The sequence below is a fragment of the Actinokineospora pegani genome (assembly GCF_009745975.1).
In the GTDB taxonomy this organism is placed as follows: domain Bacteria; phylum Actinomycetota; class Actinomycetes; order Mycobacteriales; family Pseudonocardiaceae; genus Actinokineospora; species Actinokineospora pegani.
This window is the reverse complement of the sequence record NZ_WHOL01000098.1, coordinates 18,110-40,112: the sequence shown is the minus strand read 5'-3', so window position 1 is coordinate 40,112 and position 22,003 is coordinate 18,110. Positions and strand designations below refer to the sequence as shown.

The window sequence follows — 22,003 nt, the reverse complement described above, 5'->3', positions numbered from 1 at the left end:
GCATGACCCCCGTCCTGGTCGCTACCACCCTGGTCCGGCCGGCCGGGCCCCCGGTGCCGTGCCCGGCCGCGCCGCTGCTGGCCGCCGAGCTGCGGCGGCACGGCCTCGACGTCGAGCAGCGGGCGCTGAGCACCGGTGAGACCACGGCCCACACCGTCTTCGGCGGTGTGGGCCTGGGCCTGCGCGCGGACGGCGAGCACGAGCGGGCGGCCAGGTCTGCGCTCGGCGCGTGGCTGGCGGTCACCGGTCCGCGGCGGGTGGAGCTGGCCGCGCCGCGCTCGTTCTGCGCGGGCGTGGAGCGCGCGGTGGAGGTGGTGGAGAAAGCGCTTTCCCGCACGTCCCAGCCGGTCTACGTGCGCAAGCAGATCGTGCACAACACCCACGTCGTGGCCGACCTGGAGGCGCGCGGCGCGGTGTTCGTCGACGAGCTCGACGGCGTCCCGGACGACGCGACGGTGGTCTTCTCCGCGCACGGGGTCTCGCCAGCGGTGCGCGGGGTGGCCGCCGAGCGCGAGCTCGACGTCATCGACGCCACCTGCCCGCTGGTGGCCAAGGTGCACACCGAGGCCCGCCGGTTCGCCGGGCGCGGTGACACGGTGCTGCTCATCGGGCACGCCGACCACGAGGAGGTCGAGGGGACCCTCGGCGAGGCGCCGGACCAGACCATCCTGGTGCAGTCCGCGGCGGAGGCGGCGCTGGTCGAGGTCGAGGACCCGACCCGGTTGTCCTACCTGATGCAGACCACGCTCTCGGTGGAGGAGGCGGGGGAGATCGTCGACGTGCTCAAGGCCCGCTTCCCGGCGCTGCGCGGCCCGGGCTCCGACGACATCTGCTACGCCACGACCAACCGCCAGAACGCCCTGCGCGCCATCGCCGACCGCGCGGACTTGGTGCTGGTGGTCGGGTCGGAGAACTCGTCTAACTCGCAGCGGCTGGTGGAGCTGGCCAGGCGCGCCGGACGCCAAGCGCACCTGATCGACGACGTCGGCGCCCTGCGCCCCGGCTGGCTCGTCGGCGTCGGCGTCATCGGCCTCACCGCGGGCGCCTCGGCGCCGCCGCGCCTGGTCGAGGAGGTGCTGGCGGCGCTGGGCGGCCTGGGACCGGTGAACGCCGCGGAGCACGAGGTCGCGCGGGAGACCATCCAGTTCACGCTGCCCAGCCCGGTGCGCCGCTGAGCCGCCGCGCACCAGGCCCCGTGGGTCAGTCGCAGGTGTCGCGGTACTCGGAGATCACCGCGTCGGCCTGCGGGCCCGGGCAGAGGAACTGCTCGTAGCGGGTGTCGGAGTCGACCCACCGCTTGAGCCAGGACACCGCGTACTTGCCCACGGTGGGGGTCGGCGAGTTGACGACGAAGTGGTCCTCGCCGCGCATCTCCAGGTACGCCTTCTCGCCGCCGTGCGACTCGTAGAACGGCTCGGCGTGCTCGGCCACCCCGGCGATCGCGTCGTTCTCCCCGCCCACGATCAGTGTCGGCACCCGCTGCCGCGACCAGTCCTTGGTCATGTTCCACGGCGTCAGCGGCACGGTCGCCAGCAGCTCGGGCCGCTTCTGCGCGGCCACGAGCGACGCGCCGCCGCCCATCGAGTGCCCCAGCACACCCAGCCGCGCCGGGTCGACCCGGTCGGCCACCGGGCTGTCCGCGCCGACGACCCAGTCCAGCGCCGCCAACAACTGGTCGGCCCGCTGGTCCGGCGAGTCCTGCGGCGTCTTCGTGTCGATGGTGACCACGACGAACCCGTGCGAGGCCAACCGCGGCCCCAGCCACGCGATGGCGGTCTGCGCCGACAGGAACCCGGGCGAGACGGCCAGCGCCCCGAACGTGCCCTCGCTGGTGTCGGCCGGGTAGTAGACGGTCCCCTTGGCGAACCCGCCGTCACCCGGCGCGTCGACCGTCTCGACCGGGTAAGGCCCCGCCTCTGCCTCCAACACCTCGACGGTCGGCTCCGGCCCACGCTGGTACGGGTTCTCGGCGGCCTCGGCCGTCGCGATCGCCCCGCTGGCGACGAGGGTGGCGGCGACGGCCCCCGCTGCCCATTTTCGGATGCGGTTCATGCCCCGACCGTAAATGATTCACGCGTGAATGTGGAGTTTGGTTTTCCTTTGCCGTTCCGGCTGACAAGAATTGGCCAAGGCGTGCGGCCGGAGCGTTGGTTTTGGCTCACCCGGCGCTTGGTCGTCGAAGCCACCGCCCCACCCCGGGCCGGGTGGTCCAGGATGGGGCGGGCGGTGGGTCAGCTCGCGGCGAGGGCGCCTTCGATGTGGGTGGAGATGCGGTCGAGCACCTGGGGCACGACCTGGTTGAGGTAGAAGTGGCCGCCGGGGAAGACCTCGAGCTTGAACGGGCCGGTGGTGTGCTCGGCCCAGCGGCTCGCCTCGTCCACAGTGGCCTTGGGGTCGGCGTCGCCGATGAGGGCGTGCACGGGGGCGGTGATGGAGTCGCCGGGGGTGGGGCGGTAGGTCTCGGCGGCCTTGTAGTCCGCGCGGATGGCGGGCAGGACCATGCGCAGCACCTCGTCGTCGTCGAGGAGCTGGGACTCGGTGCCGTTGAGGCGCTTGATCTCGGCGAGCAGGCCCGCGTCGTCGCGCTCGTGGACGCGCTCGTCGCGCGAGGCGTTGGGGGCGCGGCGGCCGGAGACGAACACGCCCGCGGGGGTGATGCCGCGCTTCTCCAGGCGGACCGCGAGTTCGTAGGCGATGGAGGCGCCCATGCTGTGGCCGAACAGGGTCAGCGGCTTGTCCGCGTGCGGGGCCACCACGTCCACCAGCGCGTCGGCGATGGCCGGGACGCTGTCCAGGCACGGCTCCTGCCTGCGGTCCTGGCGGCCGGGGTACTGCACCGCGAGCACCTCGACCCGGGGGGCGAGGCTGCGCGACACCGGGAAGAAGTAGCTGGCCGAGCCGCCGGCGTGCGGCAGGCACAGCAGCCTGGCCGCCGCGTCGGGGGACGGGTGGAACTTGCGCACCCAGAGGTCGGTCGTGTTGTCCATGCGGTCCTCCGCCGATCGCTGCCCGTTACAGGGGGATGTTGCCATGGTGTCCGCGTCCCGGGGGAGCGCTCGCGAGAGCTTCCGCGATCTTGCGCCGGGTCTGCTCCGGGGCGATCACCTCGTCGACGACGCCGAGCGCGAGCGCCCGGCCGACGCCGCCCGCGGTGCGCCGCTGCTCCTCGACGAGCCGCTCGCGCAGCGGCTCGCGCTCGGAATCCGTTGCGGCGGCGAGTTTCTTGCGGTGGAGCACGCCGACGGCGGCCTCCGCGCCCATCACCGCGACCTCCGCCCCGGGCCACGCGAACACGCGCGTGGCGCCCAGCGAGCGGGAGTTCATCGCGATGTACGCGCCGCCGTAGGACTTGCGGGTGATCAGTGTCACGCGCGGCACGGTGGCCTCGGCGAAGGCGTGCAGCAGCTTCGCGCCGCGCCGCACGACGCCGCCCCACTCCTGGCCCACGCCGGGCAGGTAGCCCGGGACGTCGACCAGCACGACCAGCGGGACGCCGAAGCTGTCGCACATCCGGACGAACCGCGACGCCTTCTCGGCCGACAGCGAGTCCAGGCAGCCGCCCTTGCGGATCGGGTTGTTGGCGATGACGCCGACGGTGCGCCCGGCCAGCCTGCCGAGGCCGATGACGACGTTGGCCGCCCACCTGGCCTGCAACTCCTCGAACAGCCCGCCGTCGAGCAGCGAGCGCACCAGCGGCTTGACGTCGTAGGCCCGGCGCGGCGACTCCGGCAGCAGTTCGCGCGGGCGGTCGCCGCCGGGGAGCCCGTGCACGTCGAGCAGCCCGGGGCGGCTCAGCAGCAGGGTGATCGCGCGGGCCCGCGCGCACGCCTCGTCCTCGGTCCCCACGGTCACGTGCACGACCCCGGAGCGCCGCCCGTGCGCCTCGACGCCGCCGAGGCCCTCCTGGTCGATCTCCTCGCCGGTCACGCTGCGCACCACGTCCGGGCCGGTGACGAACACCCGCCCCGCGGTCGACATGACCACCAGGTCGGTCAGCGCCGGGCCGTAGGCCGCCGCGCCCGCCGCGGGCCCGAGCACGACCGAGAGCTGCGGCACCACACCGGAGGCGCGCGTCATCGCGGCGAACATCCGCCCCACGCCGTCCATCGACTCGACGCCGTCGGCGAGCTTGGCCCCGCCGGAGTGCCACAGGCCGATCACCGGCACGCGCAGGCGCACGGCGGTCTCGATGGCGTGGATGACCCGGTCGGCCTCCTCGGCCCCCATCGCCCCGCCCATGCGGGTGGCGTCGGAGCAGTAGGCGATGGCGGGGGCGCCGCCGACCCGACCGCGCACGGCGGTGACCGCGCAGCCGTCGGGGCCGTGCAGCGGCTCGATCGAGCCGCCGTCGAGCAGCTTGGCCAACCGCAGCGCGGGATCGCGCGGGTCGGCGCCGACGGTCGAGTCGGCGACAGCGGTCATGGCGTCTTCCCCCAGCAGGAGAACGGGCTCTCGGTCAGGTCGTCCACCGACTCTCCCAGCGGGACAGGGGGCCTACAACCCCCCGCGACCCCCTACCCGCCCCCTGCCGTGAGGTCCTTCCACCGCAACGCATCCAGCCGCTACCAGCGACATCGCGCCCAGGCCCGGAACCCCTATCCCCGAGTGCTTCTCCAGCGCCGTCCGCCGGGAGTACAGTCTCGACGCCGTGCGCCGAGAGCCGGGTGGAGGGAAGTCCCGATGACCCAGGTCGATGGGCGCCTGGTCGAGCGCGGTCGCGCGCTGGCCGGGCTGTCGGCCGAGCTGGCCGCCGCCGCGGCGGGCGCCGGGCGGGTCGTGGCCGTCACCGCGCCGCTGGGCTGCGGCAAGACCGAGGTGCTGGCCAGGCTGACCGACCTGGCGCTGGAGTCCGGCGCCCGGCTGCTCACCGCCGTGGGCTCCCGGCACGAGCGCGAGCTGGGCCTGGGCGTGGTCCGCCAGCTCTGCTCGGCGCTGGACGACGCGACGCCGCAGCGGTTCGTCGAATCGGTCCTGGCCGTCGCCGATCGCGGTCTGGTCGTGGTGGCGGTGGACGACGTGCAGCACGCCGACGCGGAGTCGCTGCGCGCGCTCACCGCCCTGCGCGCCAGGTCCGGCGCGGCGCCGGTGCTGCTGGTCATCACCGAGTGGGAACCGCTGCCCGCGACCGACCTGACCCTGACGGCGGACCGCCGCGTGCGGCTCGCCCCGTTGACCGCGGCGGGCATCGGCGAGCTGATCGCGCTGACGGGGGTCGTCCCCGACGACGCGCTGCTGTCGCTGTGCCTGCGGGTCACCGGCGGGAACCCGGTGCTGGTGCGGGGACTGCTGGCAGACGGGCTCGACGACCCGGGTCGGGGGATGGCGTTCGGCCACGCGGTCCTGTCCTGCCTGCACCGGGGGGACGAACGGCTGCCCGCCGTCGCGACCGCGGTGGCCGTCCTGGGTGGACAGGCCCTGCCGGGGCTGGTGGCCGAGCTGTCCGGGCTGCCCCGGTCGGCGGTCGTGTCGGCGACGAGCGCGCTGACCTCGGCGGGGCTGGTGACGGCCGGGCGGTTCGCGCACGAGCTGGTGCGCGCGGCGGTGCTGGGCGCGCTGGGCCTGGCCGAGCGCGCGGACGTGCACCACCGTGCCGCGCGCGTGCTGCACGGCCACGGCGCGGACGCCGTCGACGTGGCCCGGCACCTGGTCGCCAGCGGGCGGGCCGGGGCGTGGGCGGTCGAGGTGCTGCGGGCGGCGGCGGTGGCCGGGGGCGCGTTCGCCGTGCGCTGCCTGGAGCTGGCGCTGACGGCGGCGGCCGGGCCGGAGCGGGCGGCCCTCGCCGACGCGCTGGCAGGCGCGCAGTGGCGCTTCACCGCGGCGGCGCGGCCGGACCACGTGCTGGCCGACCCGGCGGTCCAGGCGCGGTACTCGTTGTGGCACAAGGGTTTCGCGTCGGGCGCGTTGGAGGTCGCCGGGCAGTGGTTCCACGGGCCGCGTCCGTGCGATGACCCGGCGGGGCGGCTGCTGTCCGGCTTGGCGGCGGGGGCCGTCGCGGATGTCGCGCGGGACGCGGAGGCGGTGCTGCGGTCGCGGGAGCTGGACGATGACACCGTTGACCTGCTGGCGGGCGCGGTGCTGGCGCTGATGCACGCCGACCGGCCGGACCAGGCCGCGCGGCACTGCGACGCGCTGCTGGACCGGGCGGTGGCGCAAGGGGCGACGACATGGCGGGCGGTGCTGGGCGCGGCGCGCGCGGAGGTGGCGCTGCGGCAGGGGTGGCCCGCCGCCGCGCGGGCGCTGGCCGAGGAGAGCCGGGCGCTGCTGCCGGACCGGGCGTGGGGGATGCTGCTGGCGCTGCCGCTCGGGGTGCTGGTCGCCGCGGAGACGGCCATGGGGATCGCCGAGGCGCCCCAGCCGGTCCTGCCCGACGGCGCCGAGCGCACCGTGTTCGGGGCCCGCTACCTGCACGCCCGCGGCGGGCGGCACCTGGCCACCGGCCGGGCCCTGGCCGCGGTGGCCGACTTCGCCGAGAGCGGGCGGGTCGCGGTCGACCTCGGCGTGGACATCCCCTCGCTGTCGCCGTGGCGGACCGGCCTGGCCACCGCGTACCGGCGCAACGGCCAGCACCGGATGGCCGCCGTCCTGGCCGACCAGCAACTCGCCCTGCCCGCATCGGCCTCCCGCTACGCGCGGGGAGTGGCGCTGCGCGCGCTGTCGAAGAGCCGGGGAGCGACCCTGTTGCAGCAGGCGTCCGCGGAGTTCCGGGCCGCGGGCGACCGGCTGTCCTCGGCGCTGGCCCTGGCCGAGCTGAGCCGGGCGCGGGCGGGCGCGGGCGACGCGGCGCAGGCGCGGCGGCTGGCCAGGGCGGCCGTCGACGAGGCGCGGTCGCTGGGCGCGGTGGAGTTGGTCGACCGGGTGCTGCGCGACCGCACCGGGGCACCCGCCCCCGCACCCGTGCGCGGCGAGCTCAGCGACGCCGAGCAGAAGGTCGCCGGTCTGGCCGCGATGGGCCACAGCAACCGCGACATCGCCGACTCGCTGCACGTCACCGTGAGCACCGTGGAGCAGCACCTGACCCGGGTCTACCGGAAACTGGGGGTGCGCAGGCGCGGCGACCTGCCCACCGGCCTCGCCGAGTGAGGCTCAGGCCCGCTCCCGCAGCAGGGCGACCACCCGCTCACCCACCGCGGTGGCCACTGTGGACACGAAGGACGTCAGGTACTGGTGGCCGCCGCCGAACAGTTGCAGTTCGAACGGCTCGGTGGTGACCTCGGCCCACGTCGCGACCTCCTCGGCCTTGGCGACCGGGTCCGCGTCGCCGAGCATCCCGACCACCGGGGCCGCCAGCCGCGTCGTGCCCCAGCGGTAGGTCGCGGCCGCGGCCAGGTCGGCCTGGGCGGTCCCGCTGACCTGCGCGCGCTCGGCGACGCGGTGCCGGGGCGGGCCGGGGGCGCCGGAGACGAACAGGGCCAGCGGCGGGCGGGGCAGCCGCAGCGCGGTCTCGAAGGCGACGACGGCGCCCATGCCGTGGCCGAACAGGGCGACCGGCAGGTCCGGGGCCACGGCCTGGGCGGCGCCCTCGGCCAGTTCGCCGACCGACCGGGCGGGGGCCTCGGCGCGCCGGTCGCGGCGGCCGGGGTACTGCACGCCCTCGACCTGCACCGCGTGCGGCAGCGCCTGGGCGAAGGACAGGTAGAACAGCGCGTCCGCGCCCGCCGGGGGGAAGCAGACCAGGCGGGCCACGGGGCGGGGGGCGGCGCGCAGGCGGCGCAGCCAGGGGTCGCTCTGTGCGCCCCGTGCACCCTGTGCACCCTGTGCACTCATCGGATGGTGCTCCCCCTCGCGTTCCGGCGCTCGACCCAACGTGCCACCCTGGCGACGGGGCGCTCAACCCCCTACGGGGTGCGCTAGGGGCAGCGTGGGCCGTTCGGCGAAACAATCACCAGGGAAGCGTTCCACCCGGCTTTTTGGTGTCCGGAAAACAAAAAGCCGGTATTCGTCCAATCACGCTCGGCATTCGTCTTTGCGTCAGCGAACAACGTGGGGGAATTAGGCTCTTCGGCCCTCGTTGTGCGCCATTTCCCAGGGATGATGGGGGCACGCACTAGCGCCGAGGGGGTGCCGGGGATGACGGGACGTCTGACGATCGGGGTGATCGCCGCCGCGGTGCTGGTGAGCGGGTGCGGCGCGGGGGCGGCCCCGCTGCCGGTGCGCTCGCAGCCCGTGCGGCCCACGGAGGCGCCCGCGGTGCCGAAGGTCCTGGACCTGTCCAAGGCCACCGACCCGTGCGCCGTGGTGCCCAAGAGCCTGCCGCTGGGCCTCGGCGTCTACGGCGACGGGCAGCCGCACGCCGGGACCGACCCCGGCTCGCTGTACTGCGTGTGGGCCGACCGGGTGGAGTGGCCCAGGATCAGCGTCGGGTTCAGCGGCAACGACCCGCTCGCCGCGGCCTACCGCGACTCCGACCGGGTCGCGCCAGGCGGCAGCGGGCTGCGCTGGAAGCTGTTCGAGGTCAACTCCATCGAGGGGCAGCCCGCCGTGGTCCGCTCGCACCGGGTGGACGGCACCGTGCTGTGCGAGGTGGTCGTGGGCGCGGGCAAGGGCGGCGGGGTCATCGTCGCGGCCGGGGCCAGCGGCGCCAACGACACCTCCGGCCAGTGCGACACGGCGGTCGCCTCGGCCGGGCAGGTCGTGCGCTCGCTGCGCTGATCCACCGGGTCCGGTCACGCTCGGCGCACGATCCGGTACTGTCCGGTTTGAGCGTTTCGGTGTCGCGGTCCCGGTCGTAGGGGCCACCGGGGCGCGCTGGAGGACCCACGAATGTTCAAGCGGATGCTCTCGGCCTTCGGGGTCGGCGGTCCGACGGTCGACACGGTTCTCGACTCCCCGCACACCCGGCCCGGCCAGCGGCTCACCGGCCAGGTCCGCATCCAGGGCGGCAGCTCGGACGCGGCCATCGACCGGGTCACGCTGCACCTGGTGACCCGGGTCGAGGTCGAGCACGGCGACGGCGAGTTCGCCGAGAACGCCGGTTTCCTGCACGTCGTGGTCGCCGAGCGGTTCGCGGTGCGCGCGGGCCAGCGCCACGACATCCCGTTCGAGATCGAGGTGCCCTGGGAGGCGCCGATCACCGCCGTGGGCGGCCAGGAACTGCCCGGGATGGCCGTCGGCCTGCAGACCGAGGTCGAGGTGTCCGGCGCGCGCGACCCCGGCGACCTGGACCCGGTCATCGTGCACCCGCTGCCCTCGCAGGAGCGGGTGCTCGACGCCTTCGGCGCGCTGGGCGCGACCTTCCGCTCCGCCGACGTCGAGGCGGGCCGCCTGCACGGCGTGCCGCAGCAGCTCGGCTTCTTCCAGGAGGTCGAGTTCTTCCCGCCGGGGCAGTTCACGGGCAGGCTCAACCAGGTGGAGCTGACCTTCGTCGCGACCCCGCACGACCTGTTCGTGGTGCTGGAGGCGGACAAGCGCGGCGGCCTGTTCCGCCAGGGCGGCGACGCCTTCGGCCGCTTCCACATGTCGCACCAGGAGGCCGAGGCGACTGACTGGACGCCGATCATCGGCGACTGGCTCGCCCAGGCGGCCGACCAGCGCGGCGGCCACCAGGGCTTCGCAGGCCACGGCGGCTACGGCGACCAGGGCCACTACAACCAGGGCCACGACCAGGGTTACGGCCACCACGAGCAGCAGCGCCGCGGCCCCGGCATGGGCGCGGTCGTCGGCGGCGTGGCGGCGGGCGTCGTCGGCGGCATGGTCCTCGGCGAGGTCGTCGAGGAGATCTTCGAGGACGACTGACCGGCACACCCACTGGTCGCCCACTGCGACCAGTGGGTGACATCCGGCCGTGCGCCTGCGTTCGCGCCGTAGTCTGGGAGCGAGGGTCGATCACTTCCCGGGGTGGTGGCGCCGGTGGGACTGCGGCTGGACGTGCTGGTGGGCAAGACGATCCGCCGGGTGCGACGCGTGCACTACGTCGACCCCGGCGGCGAACCGGACACCACGTCCGGGTTCATGGAGCTCTCCGCCGACGACGGGTTCGTCGTGCTGTTCGACTCCGGGGCCGACGGGGAGTCCATCCGCGTGGAGGCCCGCGAGTGGGTCGACCCGTTCCGCGAGCCGCTGTCGGCGGAGAACCGGGAGTTCGTCCGCCGCCACGGCAAGTGGTCGGTGTTCGACCGCTCGGGCGCGGCGGGCTACGCCCACCTGATCGGCAACCCCGTCGTCGCCGTCCACCAGACCGGCGCCGGGGACCGGGTCACGGCGCTGGACATCGTCCTCGAGCGCTGCTTCCTGACCCTGGAGGTCCAGGCGGACGAGTTGCGGGTCCACGTCTGCGCGGTCTGAGCACGCGCGATGAGGCCGTGTCCCGGAAGCCGCTGACCGCGACAGCCGCGCCAGGGACCACCCCGATCACGACTCTCATCGAACGGACTCCGGGACACGGCCTAGCCTCGCCGGGTGCGGGTCCTCAGAGAGCAGCGTCGCCGGGTCGTCGTCGCGTCGGTCCTCGCCGGGTGCCACCAGGCGGGCGAGGCGCTGGTCCCGGTGGTCATCGGGCTCACCATCGACACGGCCGTGGCCACGGGCGACCTGCCCGCGCTGGTGCGCTGGCTGGTCGTGCTCGCCGCCGTGTTCGCGCTGCTGTCGTTCAGCTTCCGCTGGGGCCACCGGGCCGCCGAGCGCGCCTCGATGCTGACCGAGCACCGGGTGCGCGAGCGCGTCGTCGCCAGGGTGCTCGCCCCGGAGGGCGGGGTCGGCGGGCAGCCGGGGGAGCTGGTGCACGTCGCGACCGGCGACGCGCGCCGGGTCGGGTTGCTGGCCGTGGCCGTGCCCGCCGCGGTGTCCGGCCTGGGCGGGCTGGTCGTGGCCGCCATCGCCCTGTTCGGCATGTCGGCGCCGCTGGGCGCGCTGGTGCTGGTGTCGGCCGCGCTGATCGTCGCCGCCACCCGGCGCCTGGCGCGGCCGCTGGAGCGCCGCGGCGAGGTCGAGCAGGAGCGGGCCGCGCGCGCCGCCGGGGTGGCCGCCGACCTGGTGGCCGGTCTGCGCGCGCTCAAGGGCATCCACGCCGAGCCCGCCGCCGCCCGCCGCTACCGGGCGGTCAGCCGCGACTCGCTGACCGCCGCCGTCGCCGCCGCCCGCACCAGGGGCGTGCTCGACGGCGCGGTCACCGCCATGACCGGGGTGTTCCTCGCCGCCGTCGCCCTGGTCGGCGGCAGGCTGGCGCTGGCGGGGGAGATCACCGTCGGCGACCTCGTCGCGGCCGTGGGCCTGGCCCAGTTCGCGGTGTGGCCGCTGACGTCGCTGTCCTGGGTGGCGGGCGAGGTCGCCCTGTCGCGCGCGTCCAAGCGGCGGGTGCTGGCGCTGACCTCGGCCGCGCCCGCCGTCACCGGGGGGACCGGGGCGCTGCCCGCCGACCTGCGCGGCGAGGTCTCGCTGGCGGGCCTGCGGGTCGCCGCGGGTGAGCACGTCGGCGTGGTCGCCCAGGACGGGGCCGGGCTGGTCGACCGGCTCGCGCTGGAGGTGCCGGACCCGACGCTGGCCCTGGACGGGCACTCGCTGCACGCCGTGCCGCTGGACGAGGCGCGCGCCGCCGTCGTCGTCTCCCCGCACGAGGTCGACCTGTTCGCCGGGACACCGCGCACGACCGTCGGCGTCCACCCGGCCCTCGACGCCGTCGGCGCCCTGCCCGACCGCGATGTCGCCGAGCTCTCCGGCGGGCAGCGCCAGCGCGTCGCCCTGGCCCGCGCCCTGGCCACCGACGCCCCGGTGCTGGTGCTGCACGACCCGACGACCGCCGTCGACCCGTTCACCGAGGCCGGGATCGCCGCCGCGCTCGCGGCGCTGCGCCAGGGCCGCACGACGATCGTCGTCACCACCAGCCCGACCCTGCTCGCGGCGATGGACCGGGTGGTGTTCGGCGAGCTGTCGGGCACCCATGCCGACCTCGCCCGCGACAGCACCGAGTACCGGGCGGTGGTGTTCGCGTGAGCACACCGCTGCCCACCGCCGCGCCGGTCTTGTCGGTGATGTGGGTGGGTGTTGGCCTGCGCCGTTCTGGCCGGCGATCGCGCCGACTGCCGGGCGGTGGTGTTCGCGCGGGCACGCCGCTGCCGCGCGGGGTGCGGTCGGTCCTGCCGTTGTCGGGTGTTCGGCGAGGTGCCGGGCAGCGGTGTCGGTTTGGTGGGTTGCCGGGGGTGGTCGTGTGAGCGTGCTGGTGGTTGTTGTCGCGCCTGGTCTGGCGTGGAGGCGGGTGGTGTTCGCGTGAGCACGCCGCTGCCCACCGCCGCGCCGCGCCGGACCTGGTCGGTGATCGGCTCGCTGGTCCGCGAGCGCACCGGGCTGGCCGTCGTCGCCGGGCTGGTGCTGGTCGTGGGGACCGGGCTGGGACTGCTGACCGCCCCGCTGCTGGGCCGGGTCGTGGACGTCGTCGTGGGCCGGGAGGACGCCGCCGCGCTCACCACGCCGGTGGTGCTCATCGCCCTGGTGACGCTGGGGTCCGGGATCGGGGCCGCGATCGGCGCGGCGCAGGTGGCCAAGCTGGGCGAGTCGGTGCTGGCCGCGCTGCGGGAGCGGTTCGTCGAGGCGGTGCTCGCCCTGCCGCAGCGGCGGGTCGAGGCCGCGGGCGCGGGCGACCTGACCTCCCGGGCCAGCCGCGATGTCGGGATCGTCGCGGAGGTGGTGCGCGGCGCGCTGCCGACGCTGGCCCGCTCCGCGGTGACGATCGTGCTCAGCCTGGCCGGGATGGCCGTGCTGGACTGGCGCTTCCTGCTCGCCGCCCTGGTCGCCGCGCCCATCCAGGCGCACACCGTGCGCTGGTACGCGCGGTCGGCCCGGGTGGTCTACACCGCGCACCGCGTCGCCGTCGCCGAGCAGCAGCAACAGCTCCTGAGCTCGGTCGAGGGCGCGCGCACCATCCGCGCGCTGCGCCTGCGCGACCCGCACGCCGCCGCCGTGTCGGCCCGCTCGCTGACCGCCGTCGAGCTGGGCATGCGCGGCGTCGGGTTGCTCACCCGCTTCTTCAGCCGCCTCAACCTCGCCGAGCTCGTCGGCCTGGTCGCCGTGCTGGCCACCGGGTTCTGGCTGGTCGACGCCGACGCGGTCACCGTCGGGCAGGCCACCGCCGCCGCCCTGTACTTCCACGGGATCTTCAACCCGGTCAACGCCGTCCTGGGCCTGGCCGACGAGCTGCAGTCCGCCGCGGTGTCGCTGTCGCGCCTGGTCGGCGTCCTCGACGAACCGGCCCCCGAGTCCACACCGGACACAGCGCGCTCGGCCGCGGTGCGGGTCGAGGGCGTCCACTTCGGCTACGACGGCGTCCCGGTGCTGCGCGGGGTCGACCTCGAGCTCGCTGCCGGGGAGCGGGTGGCGCTGGTCGGCGCCAACGGCGCGGGCAAGACCACGCTGGCCAGGCTGATCGCGGGCATCGAGGTCCCCGACCGGGGTTCGGTGGCCGTCGGCGCCGGGGTGGCGATGGTCAGCCAGGAGGTGCACGTCTTCGCGGGCACCGTCGCCGAGGACCTGCGGCTGGCGCGCCCGGGGGCCACCGACGACGAGCTGCGGGCGGCGCTGGACCGGGTCGGCGCGCTGGGCTGGGCGCTGCGCCTGCCCGACGGGCTCGACACGGTCGTCGGCGCGGGCGGGCACCGGCTCTCGGCCGCCGAAGGTCAGCAGCTCGCGCTGGCCAGGGTCGTGCTGGCCGACCCGCCGGTGGTGCTGCTCGACGAGGCCACCGCCGACGCGGGCAGCGCGGGCGCCCGGCTGCTGGAGCGCGCCGCCGACGCCGCGCTGGCGGGCCGGACCGCGCTGGTGGTGGCGCACCGGCTCACCCAGGCCGCCGCCGCGGACCGGGTGGTGGTGCTCGCCGACGGGGCGGTGGCCGAGAGCGGGACGCACGAGGAACTGCTCGCCGCGGATGGCGCTTACGCGCGGCTGTGGGCGGCGTGGGCGTTGGGCAGGCCCAGTCAGCCCTCGATCACCCTGCGTGATGGCGACACCGAATTGTGACAGCGAACTCCAAGGTTCAACTACCCTCCGAAGTCTCCTTAGCCTAACCTAAGCGCTGCTTTCAGCCGGCGGACGACGAGGAGGCGGCGCGTGGCAGTGACCGCGGCGGTCGAGCGACCCACCGCTCGACGCGGTTCCGGCACCCTGGTCCTCGGCCTCGTCCTCGCGGGCGTGCTGCTGGTCGGCCTCGCCCTGGCGAGCGTGTTCGTCGGCAGCAAGCCGATCCCGGCGCCCACCGTGCTCGACGCGCTGCTGCGCTTCGACCCGGCCAACACCGACCACCTGTTCGTCCGCGCGGAGCGGGTGCCCAGGACCCTGGTCGGGATCGCGGTCGGCGCGGCCCTCGGCGTGGCGGGCGCGGTCATGCAGGCGGTGGCGCGCAACCCGCTGGCCGACCCCGGCGTGCTCGGGATCAACGCGGGCGCGGCGCTGTTCATCGTCACCGGCATCAACGCCTTCGGCGTCACCGCGCTCACCGGCTACGTCTGGTTCGGCTTCGCCGGGGCGCTGGTCGCCTCGCTGCTGGTCTACGGCGTCGGCTCGATGGGGCGCGAGGGGGCGACGCCGATCAAGCTGGCGCTGTCCGGCGCGGCCACCAACGCCGCGTTCGTCTCGCTGACCACCGCGGTGCTGCTCACCGACACCGACACCTTCGACCAGTTCCGCTTCTGGCAGGTCGGCGCCCTGTCCGGGCGGTCGATGGCGGTGTTCTGGCAGTCGTCGGGCTTCATCGCGCTGGGCCTGCTGGTCGCCCTCGCCGCCGCCCGCTCGCTCAACACGCTGTCCATGGGCGACGACATCGCCCGCTCGCTGGGCCAGGACGTCACCCGCACCCGGATCGCCGCGGGCGTCGCCGTGGTCCTGCTGTGCGGCACCGCCACCGCCAGCGTCGGGCCGATCGCGTTCGTCGGCCTGGCCGTGCCGCTGCTGGCCCGGTCCATCACCGGCCCGGACCACCGCTGGCTGCTGCCGCTGTCGATGGTGCTGGCCCCGTCCCTGGTGCTCGGCGCGGACGTCGTCGGCCGGGTCATCGCCCGGCCGGGCGAACTCCAGGTCGGCATCCTCACCGCGCTCATCGGCGCGCCCGTGTTCATCGCGATGGTGCGCGGCCGGAAGGTGGCCGCCCCGTGATCGACACCAGCGCACCGGAGGTGGTCGCCCGCGGCCGGGCCCGGGCGCGGCGCCGGTCGAACCTGGTCGCCCTGGTGCTCGCCGCGGTCCTGGTGGCGGGCGCGGCGGTCGCGCTGAGCCTGGGCCGCGGCTTCGTGCCGCTCGACGACGTGCTGTCCACTCTGGCAGGCCAGGGCTCCAGGAGCACGAACTACGTCATCCTGGAGCTCAAGCTGCCCAGGGTGCTGGCCGCGGTCCTGGTCGGGCTGGCGTTCGGCGTGTCCGGCGCGATCTTCCAGACGCTGCTGGGCAACCCGCTGGCCAGCCCGGACGTCATCGGCATCAGCACCGGGGCCAGCGCCGCCGCCGTGCTGTGCATCGTCGCCTTCGGCCTCAGCGGCACGGTGGTCTCGGTCGTGGCGCTGGCGGGCGCGCTGGCCACCGCCGCGGTCATGTACCTGCTGACCTGGCGCGGCGGGGTCACCGGCTCGCGGCTGGTGCTGGTCGGCATCGGCGTGGCCGCCATCCTGCTCGGCGTCGTGTCCTACCTGATGACCCGCGCCCAGGTCGCCACCGCGCAGGACGCGCTGGTCTGGCTGACCGGCAGCCTCAACGGCCGCGGCTGGGACGACGTGTGGCCGCTGGCGGTGCTGCTGGCGCTGCTGCTGCCCGCCGTCGCCGCGCTCTCGCGCGTGCTCAACGTCCTGCGCATGGGCGACGACTCGGCCAAGGGCCTCGGCGTCTCCGTCGAGCCGTCCCGGCTCGGCCTGCTGGTCTGCGCGGTCGCGCTGGCGGGCGCGGCCACCGCGGCGGCGGGCCCGGTGGCCTTCGTCGCGCTGCTCGCCGCGCCCATCGGGCGGCGGCTCGCCCGCGACGGCACCCCGGCGCTGCTGGTCTCCGGCCTGGTCGGCGCGGCCGTGGTGCTGCTCGCCGACTTCGCCGCGCAGAACCTGCCCGGCCTGCCGCAGTACCCCGTCGGGGTGCTGACCGGCTCGGTCGGCGCCCCCTACCTGCTGTGGTTGCTGGCGCGGGCGAACCGCGCCGGGAAAGGCGGATGATGACAGCCGAGCACAGCCTGCGCGCGGACGCGGTGCGCCTGGCCTACGACGGCCGCGAGGTCGTCAGGGGCCTGACCGCGCGGATCCCGCCCGGGAGCATCACGATGATCGTCGGGCCGAACGCGTGCGGGAAGTCCACCCTGCTGCGCGGCATGGCCCGCCTGCTCAACCCGGTCGGCGGCGCGGTCTACCTCGACGAGAAGGTCATCGCCGACTACCCGAACCGGGAGCTGGCGAAGGTGCTGGGCATCCTGCCGCAGACCCCGGTCGCCCCCGAGGGCATCACCGTCGCCGACCTGGTCGGCCGCGGCCGGTACCCGCACCAGGGCTGGTTCCGCCGGTGGACGGCCGAGGACGACGCCGCGGTGGCCGAGGCGCTGGCCGCCACCGACACCCTCGAGGTCGCCGCGCGCCCGGTCGAGGAGCTCTCCGGCGGCCAGCGCCAGCGGGTGTGGATCGCGATGGCCCTGGCCCAGCGCACCGACCTGCTGCTGCTCGACGAGCCGACCACCTACCTCGACGTCACCCACCAGGTCGAGGTCCTCGACCTGCTCACCGATCTCAACCGCACCCAGGGCACCACCGTCGTGGTCGTCCTGCACGACCTGAACCTGGCCTGCCGCTACGCCGACCACCTCATCGCCATGCGCGCGGGGGAGATCGTCGTGGAGGGGGACCCGAGGCGGGTCGTGACCGCGGACGTCATCGAGCGCGTGTTCGGCATGAGCTGCCGGATCGTGCCCGACCCGGTGTCGGCCACCCCCATGATCGTTCCCATCGGCCGCCACCACTGCTAACAAGGAGAAGCCAGTGAAGTCAGCCCTAGGCCGTGTTTCGGAAGCCGCTGTCCGCGATAGCCGCGCCGGAGCGGCCCAGGAACCACCCCGATCACGACTCTCATCGAACGGACTCCCGAAACACGGCCTAGCCGCCGTGGTCGCCGCCGCGGCGCTCGCCCTCGCCGCCTGCGGCCAGGTCGAGGACAACTCGGCGCCCGCGGCCCCCGGCGCCGAGCCCAGGACCGTCGAGACGATGTTCGGCCCGGTCGAGGTCCCGGCCACCCCCACCAAGGTGGTCGCGCTCGGCTGGTCCGACGCCGAGACCGCGCTGGCGCTGGGCGTGCAGCCGATCGCCGCGTCGGACTGGCTGGCCTTCGGCGGCGAGGGCGTCGGCCCCTGGGCGGCGGGCAGGTACACCACCGCGCCGCGGATCCTGCCGACGCTCGAGCTGGACTACGCCGCCATCTCCAACCTCGGCCCGGACCTGATCCTCAACACCCGGTCGGACAACTCCGAGGAGAAGTTCAAGGAGCTGTCCAAGATCGCCCCGACCGTCTCCGCCCCGAAGGACGTCGTCGCCTACGGCACCTCGTGGCGCCAGCAGACCGAGCTGGTCGCCCAGGCCCTGGGCAAGGTCGACGAGGGCGACAAGCTCATCGCCGAGGTCGACGCGGCCTTCGCCGCCGCCAAGGACCCCGCCTTCGAGGGCAAGTCCGTCGCCGTCGGCGCCCACTACTCCGACAAGTACAGCGCCTACCTGCGCGGCGACTCCCGGGTCGACTTCATGGAGAGCCTGGGCTTCGAGAACAAGCCCGAGGTCCAGGCCCTGGCCAACGGCAGCTTCTCGGCCGACCTCTCCCGCGAGCAGATCGAACTCCTCAGCGCCGACCTGACCGTGCTCTTCCCGATCGGCTCCGACGGCACCGCCCTGCGCGAGGACGCCATCCTGAACCAGATCCCGTCCGCCAAGGCAGGACACCTCCTGATCCTCGACGACCTCAACATCACCAACGCCTTCTCCAGCGGCTCGCCCCTGGGCACCGAGTACGCCATCGAGAAGACCGTCCCGATGTTCAAGACCGCCCTCGGCGGCTGAGGTCGGAAGGCGATGCCCCCGGCGCCGCAGGCGTCGGGGGCATCGTGCGTCCTGGGTCAGGCGGGCTTGCGGGCCACCACCAGATCACGCGTGATCGCCTGGTCCACCCGGTGCTCGAACGCGTCATACGGACCGCCCACCACCGGCTCCAACCCCGCCGCCGCCAACGCGTCCACCATCTTCTCGCGCGGCGTCACCACGGTGTTCCACGAGATCCCCATGGCGCCACCCGGCTTCAACAACCGCGCCCACCCCGGCGCCGACGCGGCAACCAGCTCCAGCGGGCTCCGGTCAAGCCCCCGCTGCCCGCCCGCCCGCGCCCCGTGCCGCACCCCGTAAGGCGCATCCCCCACGATCACGTCGAACGACCCCGCGCGGAAGAACTCATCAGCCCGCAACGTGTCCGCGTTGACGTAGGTGAGGTCCAAGGCGTCCCCCGCCTTGTAGCTCTCCTTGTCCACGCCGATGGACGCCCTCAACTGACGCCCCAGGTTCTGCTTCTCCCGGCGGATGCGGGTGGTCTCGGCCTTGTGCTTGACGTGCTTGCGCTTGAGCCAGGTCTGGATGAACGCGGCGTAGGCGTCGAAGTCCTTCTCGTCCAGGTCGAGTCCGCTGGCGTCCCAGCCGTACATCAGGGCCTGGTTGAGCGTGGTCCCCCTGCCGCACACCGGGTCCAGGACGCGCAGGCGCCGGTCGCGGAAGTCGCCCGCGAAGTCCGAGGACAGGGCGGTGACGTTGAGCAGGAGCTTGGTGAAGTGCTCGTTGGTCTTGCCCGAGTACTTCTGGATGGTCAGCAGGTCGTCGTCGAAGCGGTCGAGCGGGCGCAGCGGCACCGGTTCCAGCAGGCCCTCGCGCCGGGCGAACAGCGCGAAGGCCGAGGACAGGTTGGCCAGCAGGGCGGCGTCGTCCTCGGACAGGGCGTCGGCGCGGAAGCCGACGTAGGGCACGCCCGCGATGGAGGTCTCGGCGATCTCCGAGAGCCTGCCGCCGAGCGCGCGGCGGTTGGCGACCTCCAGCTCGGCGGTGGTCAGGGCGATCGACGCCTCGGCGTAGACGCGGTTCACGGCGGGCTGCACGAGCAGGGCGTACTCAGTCATGGCGGGAGGAGTCTAGAGGAGGGCGCGCACCGAACAAAAAAACTGTCTTGACAAATAAAATTGTCGGTGTCAGAGTTCTCCCCATGAACGAGGTGGTGGTGATCGAGGACCCGGCCGCGGCCGAGGCCTCGCTGGACCCGGTGCGGGCCAGCCTGCTGGCGGCGCTGGTGCTGCCCGGCTCGGCCAGCTCGCTGGCCGCGGTGGTCGGCCTGCCCCGGCAGAAGGTCAACTACCACCTGCGCGCCCTGGAGCGGCACGGCCTCGTCGAGCTGGTCGAGGAACGCCGCAAGGGCAATGTGACCGAGCGGGTCATGCGCGCCACCGCCGCCGAGTTCGTCATCTCGCCCAACGCCCTGGCCGCGGTCGCCCCCGACCCGGGCAGGGAGCGCGACCAGCTCTCCGCCCGGTGGCTGGTCGCGCTGGCCTCGCGCACCGTCGCGGAGCTGGGCAGGCTGATCGCGGGGGCCAACGCGGCGAAGCGGCCGCTGGCCACCTACGCCGCCGACGCGGAGGTCACCTTCGCCTCGGCGGCCGACCGGGCCGCTTTCGCGGGCGAGCTGCAGACCGCCGTGGCCGACCTGGTCCGCCGCTACCACACCGAGAACGCCCCCCGCGGGCGCAAGCACCGCTTCATCGTCGGCCTGCACCCGGCGATCACCCGGGAATTCCCAACCGAGGAGAACTGACATGACCGGCAAGAACTTCACCATCGAGCGCGAGATCGTCGTCAACGCCACCCCGGAGCAGGTGTTCAGCGCCATCACCGACGGCCAGGCTGGCTGGCTGTTCCCAGGGGGCGGGCTCCCCGTCGACGGCACACCCGACGAGTCCGGCGCCCGTTACCTGGCCTACGAGCCCGGCAAGCACCTGCACTCGATGATGGGCTCGCCGGACGACGGCTGGTTCAACTCCCTTGAGCACATCATCACCGCCGACGACGGCGGCACCACCACCGTCCGCTACGTCCACAGTGGAATTTTCACTGACGACTGGGACACCCAGTTCGACGGGGCCGACAAGCACACCGACTTCTACCTGCACTCCTTCGGCCAGTACGTCGAGCACTTCCACGGCCGCCCCATCACCTACGTCGACGCCCCCGGCACCGAGGCCTCCCAGTACCCCGGCTCGGTCGACAAGCTCCGCGCCGCCCTGGGCCTGACCGCCACCAGCGAGGTCGGTGACGAGGTCGCCTTCGAGGTCCCCGGGCTGGGCGCCGTCACCGGCCAGGTCGACTACCTCCTGGGCCAGTTCACCGGCATCCGCACCGCCGACTCGCTGCTGCGCTTCTACGCCAGGGAGCCCTGGGGCATGCCGGTCGCCGCCGCCCACCACCTCTTCGCCGCTGACGCCGACGAGGAGACCGCCACCCGCTCCTGGAACGCCTGGCTGAACGGGATCTACGCCTGATGGCCCAGCACACCTGGCACGGCGACGACTACCAACGCCGGTTCGACGCCTTGGCGGCCCGCGGCGCCGACGTGCACGGCGAGGCGGACTTCGTCGAGGCCCTGCGGCCCGGGTCGGTCCTCGACGCGGGCTGCGGGACCGGTCGGGTCGCCATCGAGCTGGCGCGGCGGGGGATCGAGGTGGTGGGCGTGGACGTCGACGCGGACATGCTCGCCACCGCCACCCGGCTGGCCCCGTCGTCGCGGTGGGTCCGGTCGGACTTGGCCGAGTTGGCGCTGGGGCGGGTGTTCGACGTGGTGGTGATGGCGGGGAACGTGCCGCTGTTCACCGCGGAGGGCACCGAGGCGGCGTTGGTGGCGGGGGTGGCCCGGCACGTCGCGCCCGGGGGACTGCTGGTCGCGGGGTTCTCGTTGGACCGGGGCTACTCGGCGGCGGACTACGACGACCACTGCGCGGCGGCGGGGCTGGCGCTGGACTCCCGCTTCGCCACGTGGTCGCGGGACCCGTTCGACGACGGTGATTACGCGGTGTCGGTGCACCGGGCGGGCTAGAGCCCGAGTTTGGCCTGGGCGACCGCCTCACCGATCGGGCCCCGGTGCACGCCCCCATGCCCTGGCAGCACGACATCGGCGTCCAACGCGGCCAGGGTGTCCAGCGCGGTGATCACCTGCCCCTGGTCCTTCGAGAAGAACGGGTGCAGCAACTGCGGGCCCCGCTTGATCGAGGTCGGGTGGCCCGAGACCAGCGTGTCCCCCGTGATCACCACCCCCGCCTCGGGCAGGTGGTACACCGCGTGCCCGGTCGTGTGCCCCGGCGTCGCCACCGGCACCGGGTTCCCGGGCAGGTCGAGGCGGCCCCCGGCGGGGAACGGGGTGGCCGTGGGGATCTTCACCGGCTTGAGCGCCCCTGCGCGGATGATGTGCACCGCCCAGGGGAGCACGCCCGGGCGCCAGAGGTTGCGGGCGACGTCCAGCGGGGTCGCCTGCTCCAGGAACTCTCGGCGGGCGTGCGCGGCCTCTGGCGCGGTGGCGTGGATGGGGGCGTCCACCTCGTCGAGGAGGGCGGGGAGGCCGCCGATGTGGTCGATGTGGGCGTGGGTGAGGAGGACGGCGGTGATGTCCCGCAGGCGGTGGCCGATGGTTTCGACGCTGTGGCGGAGGGCGGGGAAGTCGGCTGGGTAGCCCGCGTCGACGAGGGTGACGGCGGTGCCGTCGGTGAGCAGGGCCCAGTTGACGCTGCCGGATTCGGCGAAGTGGACGCCGTCGGCGACCTGGGTGATTCTGGGTTCGCGCATGGGGGGCTCCGGTGTCGGACATCGTGGGGGGTGCTGGATCGGGTGAATCTGTTTGATCGGGGACCCCTACGACGATCATGTGCGTGAGGGTCAAAAGTGAGGGGAAGGGCACCCTCACCGCCTTCCGAGGCTTGCACATGATCGCCTCCCCCGAACAAACTGATCCACCCGATCCAGCCTTCGCGTTGCTGGGTGCTGGGAGACCTGGAGTGGGGGGC

Annotated in this window: 20 protein-coding genes; 14 read left to right on the top strand and 6 right to left on the bottom strand. The window is 74.3% G+C overall.

Features of this window, described 5'->3' with window-relative positions:
• Window positions 1–2: 2 nt before the first annotated feature.
• Complete coding sequence (gene ispH / locus GCL84_RS17525; RefSeq protein ID WP_156756568.1) at window positions 3–1,175, top strand: 4-hydroxy-3-methylbut-2-enyl diphosphate reductase; 1,173 nt, start codon at window positions 3–5, stop codon at window positions 1,173–1,175.
• Window positions 1,176–1,200: 25 nt separating this feature from the next.
• On the opposite strand, the gene GCL84_RS17520 is transcribed toward ispH, so the two are convergent.
• From GCL84_RS17520 to GCL84_RS17510, 3 genes are all read right to left on the bottom strand, one after another.
• Window positions 1,201–2,052 carry an alpha/beta hydrolase family protein gene (locus GCL84_RS17520; protein ID WP_156756567.1) on the bottom strand — a complete coding sequence of 284 codons (852 nt, stop codon included), beginning with the start codon at window positions 2,050–2,052 and terminating at the stop codon, window positions 1,201–1,203.
• A 179-nt stretch (window positions 2,053–2,231) separates the two neighbouring features.
• Window positions 2,232–2,987: a thioesterase II family protein gene (locus tag GCL84_RS17515; protein WP_156756566.1), complete on the bottom strand. Its 756-nt coding sequence runs from the start codon at window positions 2,985–2,987 to the stop codon at window positions 2,232–2,234.
• Between the two features lie 25 nt (window positions 2,988–3,012).
• Entirely contained in the window at window positions 3,013–4,422 is a 1,410-nt protein-coding gene (locus tag GCL84_RS17510; RefSeq protein WP_156756565.1) for an acyl-CoA carboxylase subunit beta, read from the bottom strand.
• 258 nt (window positions 4,423–4,680) lie between these two features.
• Here GCL84_RS17510 and GCL84_RS17505 point away from each other — a divergent pair, with 258 nt between their 5' ends.
• On the top strand, window positions 4,681–7,080 hold the full coding sequence (locus GCL84_RS17505; RefSeq protein WP_156756564.1) for a LuxR C-terminal-related transcriptional regulator: 2,400 nt from the start codon (window positions 4,681–4,683) through the stop codon (window positions 7,078–7,080).
• Between the two features lie 3 nt (window positions 7,081–7,083).
• Here GCL84_RS17505 and GCL84_RS17500 read toward each other — a convergent pair whose 3' ends face one another.
• Entirely contained in the window at window positions 7,084–7,764 is a 681-nt protein-coding gene (locus tag GCL84_RS17500; protein WP_156756563.1) for a thioesterase II family protein, read from the bottom strand.
• A 303-nt stretch (window positions 7,765–8,067) separates the two neighbouring features.
• Between GCL84_RS17500 and GCL84_RS17495 the strand changes: the two genes are divergently transcribed.
• The 9 genes from GCL84_RS17495 (at window position 8,068) to GCL84_RS17455 (ending at window position 17,984) form a co-directional block, all read left to right on the top strand.
• The gene (locus GCL84_RS17495; protein WP_197523319.1) at window positions 8,068–8,649 is read left to right on the top strand and encodes a DUF3558 family protein; all 582 of its coding nucleotides are present in this window, start codon (window positions 8,068–8,070) and stop codon (window positions 8,647–8,649) included.
• Window positions 8,650–8,760: 111 nt separating this feature from the next.
• Window positions 8,761–9,732 carry a sporulation protein gene (locus GCL84_RS17490; protein ID WP_156756561.1) on the top strand — a complete coding sequence of 324 codons (972 nt, stop codon included), beginning with the start codon at window positions 8,761–8,763 and terminating at the stop codon, window positions 9,730–9,732.
• Between the two features lie 114 nt (window positions 9,733–9,846).
• Window positions 9,847–10,281 (top strand): hypothetical protein, encoded by a 435-nt coding sequence (locus GCL84_RS17485; RefSeq protein WP_156756560.1) that lies wholly within the window; start codon window positions 9,847–9,849, stop codon window positions 10,279–10,281.
• Between the two features lie 114 nt (window positions 10,282–10,395).
• Window positions 10,396–11,925 carry an ABC transporter transmembrane domain-containing protein gene (locus GCL84_RS17480; protein WP_156756559.1) on the top strand — a complete coding sequence of 510 codons (1,530 nt, stop codon included), beginning with the start codon at window positions 10,396–10,398 and terminating at the stop codon, window positions 11,923–11,925.
• Between the two features lie 273 nt (window positions 11,926–12,198).
• Window positions 12,199–13,941 (top strand): ABC transporter ATP-binding protein, encoded by a 1,743-nt coding sequence (locus GCL84_RS17475; RefSeq protein WP_156756558.1) that lies wholly within the window; start codon window positions 12,199–12,201, stop codon window positions 13,939–13,941.
• A gap of 90 nt (window positions 13,942–14,031) precedes the next feature.
• Complete coding sequence (locus GCL84_RS17470) at window positions 14,032–15,072, top strand: FecCD family ABC transporter permease (protein WP_156756557.1); 1,041 nt, start codon at window positions 14,032–14,034, stop codon at window positions 15,070–15,072.
• A complete protein-coding gene (locus GCL84_RS17465; protein WP_156756556.1) occupies window positions 15,069–16,109 on the top strand; it encodes a FecCD family ABC transporter permease in 1,041 nt (346 codons plus the stop codon). Before GCL84_RS17470 ends, GCL84_RS17465 begins: the two co-directional genes overlap by 4 nt.
• On the top strand, window positions 16,109–16,906 hold the full coding sequence (locus GCL84_RS17460; protein ID WP_156756747.1) for an ABC transporter ATP-binding protein: 798 nt from the start codon (window positions 16,109–16,111) through the stop codon (window positions 16,904–16,906). Before GCL84_RS17465 ends, GCL84_RS17460 begins: the two co-directional genes overlap by 1 nt.
• Before the next feature lie 136 nt (window positions 16,907–17,042).
• Window positions 17,043–17,984 (top strand): ABC transporter substrate-binding protein, encoded by a 942-nt coding sequence (locus tag GCL84_RS17455; protein ID WP_235926366.1) that lies wholly within the window; start codon window positions 17,043–17,045, stop codon window positions 17,982–17,984.
• Between the two features lie 56 nt (window positions 17,985–18,040).
• Here GCL84_RS17455 and GCL84_RS17450 read toward each other — a convergent pair whose 3' ends face one another.
• Entirely contained in the window at window positions 18,041–19,081 is a 1,041-nt protein-coding gene (locus tag GCL84_RS17450; RefSeq protein WP_156756555.1) for a TRM11 family SAM-dependent methyltransferase, read from the bottom strand.
• A gap of 83 nt (window positions 19,082–19,164) precedes the next feature.
• On the opposite strand from GCL84_RS17450, the gene GCL84_RS17445 reads away from it, so the two are divergent.
• The 3 genes from GCL84_RS17445 to GCL84_RS17435 are packed head-to-tail and all read left to right on the top strand — an operon-like array spanning window position 19,165 to window position 21,042.
• Complete coding sequence (locus tag GCL84_RS17445) at window positions 19,165–19,767, top strand: ArsR/SmtB family transcription factor (protein WP_156756554.1); 603 nt, start codon at window positions 19,165–19,167, stop codon at window positions 19,765–19,767.
• Window position 19,768: 1 nt separating this feature from the next.
• Entirely contained in the window at window positions 19,769–20,491 is a 723-nt protein-coding gene (locus tag GCL84_RS17440; RefSeq protein WP_156756553.1) for an SRPBCC family protein, read from the top strand.
• The gene (locus GCL84_RS17435) at window positions 20,491–21,042 is read left to right on the top strand and encodes a class I SAM-dependent DNA methyltransferase (protein WP_156756552.1); all 552 of its coding nucleotides are present in this window, start codon (window positions 20,491–20,493) and stop codon (window positions 21,040–21,042) included. The genes GCL84_RS17440 and GCL84_RS17435 overlap by 1 nt, the downstream gene beginning before the upstream one ends.
• Here the strand turns inward: GCL84_RS17435 and GCL84_RS17430 are convergent.
• Window positions 21,039–21,785 carry an MBL fold metallo-hydrolase gene (locus GCL84_RS17430; protein ID WP_156756551.1) on the bottom strand — a complete coding sequence of 249 codons (747 nt, stop codon included), beginning with the start codon at window positions 21,783–21,785 and terminating at the stop codon, window positions 21,039–21,041. The two genes, GCL84_RS17435 and GCL84_RS17430, sit on opposite strands and share 4 nt — an antisense overlap.
• Window positions 21,786–22,003 lie beyond the last annotated feature (218 nt).

Coding starts and splice junctions, on each gene's coding strand:
- ispH (WP_156756568.1), top strand. CDS start 3: ATGACCCCCGTCCTGGTCGCTACCACCCTGGTCCGGCCGGCCGGGCCC.
- GCL84_RS17520 (WP_156756567.1), bottom strand. CDS start 2,052: ATGAACCGCATCCGAAAATGGGCAGCGGGGGCCGTCGCCGCCACCCTC.
- GCL84_RS17515 (WP_156756566.1), bottom strand. CDS start 2,987: ATGGACAACACGACCGACCTCTGGGTGCGCAAGTTCCACCCGTCCCCC.
- GCL84_RS17510 (WP_156756565.1), bottom strand. CDS start 4,422: ATGACCGCTGTCGCCGACTCGACCGTCGGCGCCGACCCGCGCGATCCC.
- GCL84_RS17505 (WP_156756564.1), top strand. CDS start 4,681: ATGACCCAGGTCGATGGGCGCCTGGTCGAGCGCGGTCGCGCGCTGGCC.
- GCL84_RS17500 (WP_156756563.1), bottom strand. CDS start 7,764: ATGAGTGCACAGGGTGCACAGGGTGCACGGGGCGCACAGAGCGACCCC.
- GCL84_RS17495 (WP_197523319.1), top strand. CDS start 8,068: ATGACGGGACGTCTGACGATCGGGGTGATCGCCGCCGCGGTGCTGGTG.
- GCL84_RS17490 (WP_156756561.1), top strand. CDS start 8,761: ATGTTCAAGCGGATGCTCTCGGCCTTCGGGGTCGGCGGTCCGACGGTC.
- GCL84_RS17460 (WP_156756747.1), top strand. CDS start 16,109: ATGACAGCCGAGCACAGCCTGCGCGCGGACGCGGTGCGCCTGGCCTAC.
- GCL84_RS17450 (WP_156756555.1), bottom strand. CDS start 19,081: ATGACTGAGTACGCCCTGCTCGTGCAGCCCGCCGTGAACCGCGTCTAC.
- GCL84_RS17445 (WP_156756554.1), top strand. CDS start 19,165: ATGAACGAGGTGGTGGTGATCGAGGACCCGGCCGCGGCCGAGGCCTCG.
- GCL84_RS17440 (WP_156756553.1), top strand. CDS start 19,769: ATGACCGGCAAGAACTTCACCATCGAGCGCGAGATCGTCGTCAACGCC.
- GCL84_RS17435 (WP_156756552.1), top strand. CDS start 20,491: ATGGCCCAGCACACCTGGCACGGCGACGACTACCAACGCCGGTTCGAC.
- GCL84_RS17430 (WP_156756551.1), bottom strand. CDS start 21,785: ATGCGCGAACCCAGAATCACCCAGGTCGCCGACGGCGTCCACTTCGCC.